At 51.7% G+C, this 9,736-nt stretch carries 5 protein-coding genes and 1 riboswitch; of the genes, 2 read left to right on the top strand and 3 right to left on the bottom strand.

Features of this window, described 5'->3' with window-relative positions; genetic code table 11:
* Positions 1-730 precede the first annotated feature (730 nt).
* A riboswitch (TPP riboswitch) is annotated at positions 731-830 on the top strand.
* 31 nt (positions 831-861) lie between these two features.
* On the top strand, positions 862-3,243 hold the full coding sequence (locus KM934_RS09400; RefSeq protein ID WP_215760364.1) for a TonB-dependent receptor: 2,382 nt from the start codon (positions 862-864) through the stop codon (positions 3,241-3,243).
* Positions 3,243-3,836 carry a nicotinamide riboside transporter PnuC gene (pnuC, locus tag KM934_RS09395; protein WP_215760363.1) on the top strand — a complete coding sequence of 198 codons (594 nt, stop codon included), beginning with the start codon at positions 3,243-3,245 and terminating at the stop codon, positions 3,834-3,836. Before KM934_RS09400 ends, pnuC begins: the two co-directional genes overlap by 1 nt.
* A gap of 93 nt (positions 3,837-3,929) precedes the next feature.
* On the opposite strand, the gene KM934_RS09390 is transcribed toward pnuC, so the two are convergent.
* The 3 genes from KM934_RS09390 to KM934_RS09380 form a co-directional block, all read right to left on the bottom strand.
* Entirely contained in the window at positions 3,930-6,347 is a 2,418-nt protein-coding gene (locus KM934_RS09390) for an alpha-L-arabinofuranosidase C-terminal domain-containing protein (RefSeq protein WP_215760362.1), read from the bottom strand.
* A gap of 654 nt (positions 6,348-7,001) precedes the next feature.
* A complete protein-coding gene (gene dnaA / locus KM934_RS09385; RefSeq protein ID WP_215760361.1) occupies positions 7,002-8,411 on the bottom strand; it encodes a chromosomal replication initiator protein DnaA in 1,410 nt (469 codons plus the stop codon).
* 384 nt (positions 8,412-8,795) lie between these two features.
* Positions 8,796-9,719, bottom strand: a complete 924-nt coding sequence (locus KM934_RS09380; RefSeq protein ID WP_215760360.1) for an MlaD family protein — start codon at positions 9,717-9,719, stop codon at positions 8,796-8,798.
* Between the last annotated feature and the right edge of the window lie 17 nt (positions 9,720-9,736).

Below are 9,736 nucleotides of genomic sequence, written 5' to 3'. Positions count from 1 at the left end.
GGGGGGGGGGCCCCCCCCGCTTCGTTTCAGTTTATTGCGGCAACAATGGCCTATGCTTGTTGTTTGCGGACGGTTGTTCCCTGATGGTGGTGGCATGCGATGGGTTTGTGGAAGGACCGTTGGGCCACGAGTAGGGTGGGGTGTTTGCCCATGATTATTGTCAGGTTTTTTGGTTAGAAAGTTGTGTCGGGATTTTGCTTGAAATAGAGAACGAAATATGCGTTTTTGTGGAATCGAAAGGCCAAAAACGAGCCATGTGGTTGCGGTTAGGCATGTATCGAGTTGCGATCGACCATGTTTCGAGAGTCGATCGGGGGTCTTTCGCAGTACGATTGGGCATGTTCCGCACCTCGATTAGGCATGTTTTGTGGCATTTGATGTGGAGAGTGGATGGTTGATTTTATAGTTTTGGTGATAAAGTGTTGATCTTCAATGGATTGCATAAAATGCTCAGAATCGCGTATATGCGACCAAGGGCAAGTGTGCTTGGGAAAAATAGTGTAGATGGGTGTATAGGTTGTTGCGGTTTTTCTTTCCCTGATATGCTTGTCGTTCGATGATGGAAGTTTCTTCTGTTGAGTCGCAAGATCTATCGCTATCTCCCGTCAGCCACTTGCGGATGTTTTGTTTTGTCGTCGTTTTGGTCCAGTTGGGTGTTGGTAGCGTTAAACCTTTGTTTTCGTTTGGTTGTCTGCCGAAATCATCGTAATTTTGCATGCGGATGGCAGAAAGCCATCTAAAGGGGTGCCCAGTCGATTGGCTGGTGCTGAGAACATACCCATGAACCTGATCCGGATAATGCCGGCGTAGGTAAAAGGATTTCCCTTTCATATTATTATTATTTTAAAATTCATTGTATCAATGAAACATTTGATTAGTGGAACACCGCTGGTTTTGGCCTTGGTAGGAGCGATTCCCGCACAGGCTCAAGCACAGTCGGTTAGCGACTCGCTGAAGCAAACCACCCTGCAAGAGGTGGTTGTCAAAGGAGTGCGTGCACAGCACGATGCACCGTTTGCAGTGGCAAACATTGGAAAAAAGGAGCTTAACACATTTAGCAAGACAGGTCGCGAGTTGCCATTCCTCTTTGCCAACACCCCTGGTGTGCTGGCGTGGGGCGAGAATGGCCTTGGAACGGGTACAGTCTACATGCGCGTTCGTGGCGCTGCGGGTAGCCGCATTAACGTAACGCTCGATGGTGTGGCGCTCAATTCGCCTGAGGATCAAACGGTATTCTGGGCCAACATGAACTCTTACGGTTCGCTTCTTGGCTCGGCTCAGATACAGCGCGGTATTGGAACATCTACCAATGGCGACGGTGCCTTTGGCGGAACCATCTCATTGGCTACGGCCGCTCCAAGTCTCAAGCCGACGTTGGAGTTGACAGGTTCGTATGGAACCTACAACACTTATAACACAGGTCTCAACTTCTCTACAGGCCTGCTCTTCAACCACCTCATCTTCGACGGTGCCTTCCATCACACTGGAACCGACGGATTCGTGCATGGCACGGATGGCAACAGCGGTTCGTTCTACGGTGGCTTGACATGGTTGGGCGACAATTTCCAGATTCGTTATAAGAACATTGGCAACTACGAGCACACGGGCCAGGCGTGGAGCGGCGTAACAGCTGGCAACGATGATGCCTCGCTCATGGACCAAGGCATTGGCACTTATAAGGATATGTACGAGCATGGCTTGGGCCGTTTCAACTCGTTGTATGAGGGAATGGTGTTTGATGAGGACAATTGGATGTTCCCGCAGGACGAAGCCGGCAACTTCCAGACCTTCCGCTATAAGCTGGCCGATGGTTCCTATTGGAACAAGACTACCGATAACTTTACGCAGGACCATAACATCCTGAGCTTCACTTGGCAGCCCTCGACCCATTGGACCCACAATGCCGCTCTGCATTACACCTACGGCTATGGCTATTACAAGGAGTTCCGTTATAACAACAAGTTCGCCAAGTTTGGCATGTACGCCAACGACACCAATGGCAACTTTGTGGAGCGCCACGACTTCATCCGTCGCAAAGGCCTCACGCAGCATACTTATGGTGTGGTGTACAACGTCAACTACAAGGACGAGCTTTGGGATGTTGTGGGAGGCGTGAACCTGCAACAGTTCCGCGGCAACCACTTTGGTTACGTGGATGTTGTGCCTACAGGAGTGGCAATCGCCAACATCGTGAAGCCCTATGCCTCCAACCAATACTACGATTCCGACGCTCATAAGTTCGACTACTCGGCTTTCGTGAAGGCCACCGAGCACCTCACCTCTTGGTGGGATGCGTTCCTCGACTTGCAGTATCGCCATGTGCACTATAAGACAACGGGTGTTAACGACAAGTTCTACAAGAATGCCGATGGCACTTACTATAACCACGCCCTCGACATTCACGAGGACTACAACTTCTTCAACCCCAAGGCCGGATTTGTTTTCCACTTGGGCGGTCATCGCGCCTATATCTCTGTGGCCTATGCCGGTCGTGAGCCCGAGCGCAACAACTTCACCGACAACGGCTCCTATCCCGCTCCCAAGTCCGAGCACCTCACCGATACTGAGCTGGGCTATGAGTACAATGGTGGCAACTGGCATGCCGGCGTGAACCTCTACTACATGGATTACAAGGACCAGCTGGTGCAGACCGGTCAGCAGAGTGATATTGGCGAGAACCTCACCACCAATATCGACAAGAGCTATCGCATGGGTGCCGAGATTACGGCCGACTGGAGCCCGCTTTCTTGGTTGACCGTGGCCGGTAATGCAGCCGTTTCGCAGAACCGTATCAAGGACTTCACCGAGTATGTGGATGATTGGGGTGCAGCTTCGCACTATCGCACCATCCATTACGACAAGTCGACCCTGGCCTTCTCACCGTCGGTGATCCTCAATGGTTTCGCCAACTTCCACTATCGTGGCTTTGAGGCTGTTTGGCACACCAATTTCGTAAGCCGCCAGTATCTTGACAACAGTGAGAACAAGCAGCGCTCGCTTCCCTGCTTCTCGCAGAGCGACCTCAACCTGAGCTATACCTTGCCTATGAAGAAGGTGATGAAGGAGGTGGTGTTCGGCCTCACCATGAACAATCTCTTCGATCGCCATTATGCCGCAAGCGGTTGGGTATATTCTGCATATCAGAAGGCCACCGACAAGGACGACGATCCCCGTTATTACCAGATCGGTTTCGTGCCTATGGCAGGCTTTACCATGATGGGTAACATTACGTTGCGATTCTAATGCAAGACTATTTCGTTGCCCATTGGCTCGACATCACTACCACCATCCTCGGACTGGCCTACATCCTTTTGGAGTATAAGGCCAGCCTGTGGCTTTGGCTCGTAGGCTTTGTGATGCAGGTTATGGACATTGTGCTCTATTACCAAAAGGGACTCTATGCCGATTGTGGCATGGAGTTCTATTACATTGCCATGACCGTTTATGGTGTGTGGGTGTGGAAGTTTGGCAAGAAACGCAACCAAGCGCCTAAGGAAGCGCTTCCGGTTACCCACTTTAAGAAGAGTTTGGTGTTGCCGTGGGCGGTGGCCACGTTGGCCATTTGGGCCATCTTGTGGTATTGGCTCACGTTGGTGGGCTCCACAGTTCCCGTGGCCGATGCCTTCACCACAGCCCTCAGCTTTGTGGGTGTGTGGGCTTTGGCGCGCAAATACCTCGAGCAATGGCTCATTTGGATTGTGGTGGATGTGGTTACTTGCGTGCTTTATTTCTACAAGGATATTCCTTTCAAGGCTTCGCTTTATGGCCTATACGTTATCATTGCGGTATTGGGTTACCTCAAATGGAAGCGTAGCATGAAAGCGGTTTCCGCCTAACGACAATGGGCCGACGCCACAAAAGGAATGAAAATAGTAAGGGGCGTGTCACAATTCGTGGCACGCCCCTTTGCGGTTATTTAACCATGATGCTTATTTGATGCGAACAATGTTGAGCGAGTTGGCGGGGATGTCGAGTGTCACACCGTCAGCGTCGGGACTCACTTGCTCCTCGGTCGGAACGACGTTGGTGAGCTGCTCGATGGTGTTCTCGGATGTGCCCTTCTCGCCAGTGAGGCGTATCACGCGACCCTTCGAGCTCTTGTGGTTCTTCAGGTTGATGCGTGCGGTGGTGGCTTCTGTGCTGGTGTTCACCAGTTTCACGATATACTCGCCTGAGGCTTCGTCGTATGTGGCGCTTGAGAAGAAGTTGGCAAAGGTGCTGGGCTTCAACTTGGCGGCGAAGATCTGCTTGCCGTCGATGCTTGTGTAGACGCTATCGCCTTTTACGTGGAGCTCCACGTCATACCAGCGACCTTCCTCCACACGGCCGGGAGTCATGGCAATCTGTGCCTTGCTGCCGTCGATGACCTGCTCGATGGCGTGTTGTCCGTTGCCCCATCCGCCAAGGTTCAACCAGCAATAGTTGTCCTCATCCACATAGTTGAATACAACGAGGAAGCCTTCGTGGCCCTTGTCCTTGCGGGCACGAACCTTGTATGTGTACTCGTCGGAGGTGAACAGCTTGTTGTTGAGCAGCACCGTTCCTTCCTCCCAAGAGGTCTGTTTCACGACGTTGCCTTCCTTCTTCCATGTGCCTTTCACCTCGGCCTTGGCCACCGGTTGGCTTGTGGCGCCTTCCTCCAGGGTGAGTGCCTTCTCCTCGAAGCTGGCGTTGGTTCCCCATGTGCCTACACCTACGGCGCAGGTTGCTGGTTTTACCTTGATGTCGTCGGGGTTCACCTTATAGGGGTTGTTCTGCGTAACGGCCATGATACGTGTTCCCACGTTGTTGGCCATCATGCGCTGCACGTAGTAGGAAGGTGTGCCCAATGCGCGCGTTGCGTTGAACTGAATCATGTCGGGACGCCATCTCGTCTCATTGACGTTGGCGAAGATAGGTGCGTAACTTGCCATCTTCACGATGTCGGAGTTGTTCTCCATACCCATCATATATACGGCTTCGCCCAAGGCGGCGTTGAGGTTTCCAACGTTTCCGAAGCCTTGAGTCACGGCGTACTCACCCACATAGATGTCTGGACCCTGACGGTTGTAGGTGTCGTATTTGCGGAAATTGTCGGCAAACCAGTTCGGGGTGCGGTAATAGTGCTCGTCGAGGAGCTCCACCTTCTCGTCAGAATCCCATGTGGGATCGTCGGTTCCCCATGAGGCCACGTTGCCTATGATGTGCATGTTGGGGTATTTGGCCAGCACGGCGTCGCGGAAGAGCTGGAAGCGCTTGTAATAGTTGTCGCTTTGCTCGCGGGGGTTAGGCTGGTTGTTCTCGTTGCCAATCTCCAGATATTCGATGTTGAACGGAGCGGGATGTCCGTTCTTTGCGCGCAGCGCACCATACTTGGAGGTCACAGGACCGTTGGCATACTCCAATGCGTTGAGCGTCTCGTCGATCCAAGGCTGGATGGAATCGACGGGTGTGAAGCCACCATGCCAGATGCCTACGTTCACCACATAGAGCGGCTTAGATCCGAGATCCTCGGCCAGTTGCAGGTATTCGTGGAAACCGATGCCATCGGTTGTGCGATAGCCCCAGTTCACGTTCCAGTGGCCTGGGCGCTCTTCGATGGGACCTATGGTGCGCTCCCAACGGAAGGCGTTGTCGGGACTTTGCTGTCCTTCCACAAAGCAACCACCAGGGAAGCGGAAGAATTTGGGATGGAGGTCGTACAGCATCGACGCCAATTCGGGGCGCATGCCGTTCTCGCGGTTATTGAATGTAGGTGGCATAAGGCTCACCACGTCGAACGCGAGCTTGCCTTTGCCAGTGGCAGCAAACCACAACAAAGCCTTAGGATGGTTGGTTTTGCTGGTCAGAGTGGCCTCGTATTTGGTCCATTTGTTGCTAAATTGCTTGCCTTCAAACTCGGTTGAGGCGAACACCTTGGTTCCACAACCGCAGCTCAGGTAAGCCTTCAGTTTGCCTTTGAGCTTTCCCTTGGCCCAGAACGACAACTTATAGGTGCGTCCTTGCACAGCAGGAATGCCCCAATAGCCTTCGTTGTTGAAACCGTCGCCGTCGCCGTTGAATGTCACTTCGAGCGCTTTTCCTTGCACCTTGTTGAGCAATCCTTTGCTGATAAGCTGCAAAGAGGCGTTTCCTTTGGCCTTCCAATGCTCGGGGGCCTTGTCGTTGTCTTCAAAGCTGCGGTTGCGAACGAGCTCGGCGTAGAGACCTCCGTCGGCGGCATGGTTGATGTCTTCATAGAAGATACCATACAGCATGGGAGAGACCGCCTTGCCTTTCTGCGCGGCATCCACGTCGACCGTTACCTGCGCTGATGCGCCCAGGCTGCTCAGAAGCAGCGTGGACAGAGCAATAGTTCTTACTTTCATGTCTTCGATTTTTGATAGATAGAGTTGTTTCTAAACAGTTATTTAGTTGTCGTTGGCAAAAGTACACTTTATAATTCATATTTTCACGTTAATTACAAAGATTAACAAAAATAAGCCGTTCCTTTGCTATTGGAGGATGATGAATAGCCTATTCATCCTTCATTTGTGATTTTTTTCAGGACAACAACTTGCTTATTGGAGCCGCATCGTTCCGTTGTTGATGGATGAGGACTCGATGACCTCCCCTCGTGGCTTTACCCATCCTTGCCCCATAAATCTGTCGTTAGACCGAAATAGGAATGCTTCAAGGGTGTTATGGCATCTTTTCAACGCTTGTAAGCGTTTCTTTCTGCATTTTAGTTCCGTTTGTGTTTCGCCTTGGTTCGCTATGCCCCCAAAGCCCCTAACGCATCCATCTCGAAACAAACACGAACAAAAAACATAATCTAATGACCGTTAGGGTTAAATTGTTGCATACGAAGAATCCAGCGTTTCACGATGGTGGAACGCTGGATTCTTCGCTTTTGCATGATTGTTCTCTTTGCGCTCGTGTGCTGGAACGTGCGTGTTTTTATGCGGATAACGCTTTTGCGTTGGTTCGGCGTTAGTCTTCTTCCCTTGGAATTGCCGGCTTGCAATTGTTTGTTGAAAGCCTTATCCTTTCAGTTTGAAGGAGTTTTCGATGCTTGACACCTCAGCCGAGAACATCTTGTCGGTTACCAGGCGTTTCTCCACTTGTGTGCAACTGTGTATCACGGTGGAGTGGTCGCGGTTGCCAACGAGCTTTCCGATGCGGCTGGCAGGCATCTTCGTGTATTTCTGAGCCAGGTACATCGACACCTGACGAGCCAGCACATAGTCGCGCTTTCGGCTCTTGGAGTTGACCTGTTCGGGCGTTACGTTGTAATGGCTGCACACCTTATCGAGTATGTCGTCGATGGTAAGCGGATGGTCGTCGATCTTAACCGCTCTCTTGATGACGCGTTCGGCCAGTCGCATGTCGATCTCGCTGTTGTAAACAATGGAGTAGGCCATGAGCGAGTTGATGACCCCTTGCAGGTCGCGCACGCTGCCATTGGCTGTCTCAGAGATGAGTTGGATGACGTCGCGCGGTATGCGCAGTCCGTCGCGTCGTATCTTATTTTCCAGGATATCGATGCAAAGCTGCGTGTTAGGTTTCTCCAATTCGGCGATGAGACCACACGAGAAGCGCGTGAGCAAACGGTCGGGCATGCCCTTGAGGTCCACAGGAGGTCGGTCGCTTGCGAGGATGATACGCTTTCCGTTTCTGAAAAGGTGGTTGAAAATGTGGAAGAACGTCTCCTGGGTCTTTGTTGCGCTCACCCATTCCTGTATGTCATCTACGATGAGCATGTCGATGGTTTGGTAGAAAGCGATGAAGTCGTTTACCGCGTTTTGCAGCACCGCGTTGGTGTATTGCACCTGGAAGAGACGCGCGCTAACGTATAGCACGCGCTTCTGCGGATAGATTTGTGTGGTCTTTACGCCAATGGCGTTGATGAGATGCGTCTTTCCGCAACCCGACGGTCCATAGATGAACATGGGGTTGAACTGCATGGTGTTGGGGTGTTCGGCAATGGACATGCCTACGGAGCGCGGCAGTTTGTTGCTGTCTCCCTCAATATAATTGTTGAAAGTAAGGTGCGGATTCAGTTGCGAATCGATCTGCTGAGGCTGTGCCGCATCGAGTATTGATGGGCTTTGGTTACCTTTTGTCCGTGGCTTCTGCTGCTGTTCGACATCGGTCGGGTCAGCCTCAATGTCTTGTGAGAGGTTGTGCTCCTTGTCGGTCACCACACGATACTTCAGTCCGATGCCCTGTCCGAAGCATCGGTGCAGCACCTTGCTCAGCAAGTCGACAAAGTTCTCCTCCAGGTACTCGTATACAAAGGGGCTGGGTACCTGTACGAGTATCATCTTCTGAGCTTCATCAAACTGCTCGAAGACGATAGGCTTGAACCATGTATTGTATATTTGCTCGGTGACGTTCTTGCGTATGAGCGCAAGCGATTGGTCCCAACGAGCATCAGAACTTGGCTTCATGTGGACAGATTATTGTGAATTGTTACCTCAGTAGACGTTTCCGCTCTTTTAAGGGAATGCAAATTTAATAAAGATTTTCCGAATTTCCAAATGTCTTGTTTTTTGATTTTTGGTTATTCGTTGCGTAACTCCCTATTTATCCGATAGTTAAGCGTTTTTGTCCGAAAAGTGGTGGAGTGGGGTGCGCTTTGTGGTTTAACTTGCTGATTATTAGTTCAATATGAGATTGTTTGGCTATTCTTGGGGTTTTCGTGAAACAATTATTTTCGTTTCCTAATCATCCCTTTATGACCGAGTTATGACGCGCATGGGCATCCGTGAAACATCCTCTTCATATTTTTTTCGATTTTGTTTGTCCCACGGATGTCCTTGCGTTGTTTTCGCCTATTTGTCCTTTTTGCCAAACAGCGAGAAGTGTACGTAGCGCTTGGGGTGCGCCTTGAGGTTGGTGAGCAACGAGTCGGCGCTTATCATGGTAGCGTTGAGGTTGTTGTAGAGCGCCGGGTCGTTCATGAGCAGTCCGAGTGTTCCCTGCTTGCTGTTGAGCTTTTCGGTGATTTGCTGCACGTTGGCCAGCGTGTTGTTCACCTGCTGCATGGTACCCGCCACATCCACAGCCGCGAGGTTTGCGGTCAGCGTCGAGGTGTTGTCGAGCGTGGTGCCCGCCTTGGCGAGTGCAGCGTCGGCCTTGTTCATGATGCCCGGCATGCGGCTGTTGACCGTTGCCATGAGCGTGTTGAGGTCGCGTGTGGTGGTGGTGAGGTTCTGCGTGATGTCGCGCACATTGTGGAGCGACTGCGCCAAAGCCGGGTCGGCCATGAGCGCGTTGACGCTGGTGAGGATGCTATCCATCTTTGGCAGCATCTTCTCGATGGTGGGCACGAGGGCGGCCACCTTACCCATCATTCCATTGTTGATGGCGCCGGTCAGCGTATCGCCTGGCATGACGCGCTCCCTGGGGTTGTTGGCGAGCAGCAGGTTCATCTTCACATTGCCCATGAGGTCGCTGATGATTTCGGCCGATGAGCCCTTGGGGATGCGCAGGCTGTTGTTCACGCTGAAGCGCACCACCACGCCATTGTTGCCATCGTAGTCGTAGCTGATGTCCTTTACCACTCCCACCTGATAGCCGTCGGCGTAGATGGGGTTGGATGCGGAGAGCCCGCTGATATCCTTAAACTTTATATAATAGGTGTCATCATTCGAGAAGATGGACATGCCTTTCAGGAAGTTGAGTCCGAAGAACAATAGGATGATGCCAGTGACTGCCACGAGGGCAATCTTGATTTCCTTGGTGAATGACTTCATAATCGTGCGTGTTGGGT

Source organism: Hallella faecis, assembly GCF_018789675.1.
Taxonomy (GTDB): domain Bacteria; phylum Bacteroidota; class Bacteroidia; order Bacteroidales; family Bacteroidaceae; genus Prevotella; species Prevotella faecis.
The sequence above is the reverse complement of the archived record's forward strand: the minus strand, read 5'-3'. Positions and strand labels throughout refer to the sequence as shown.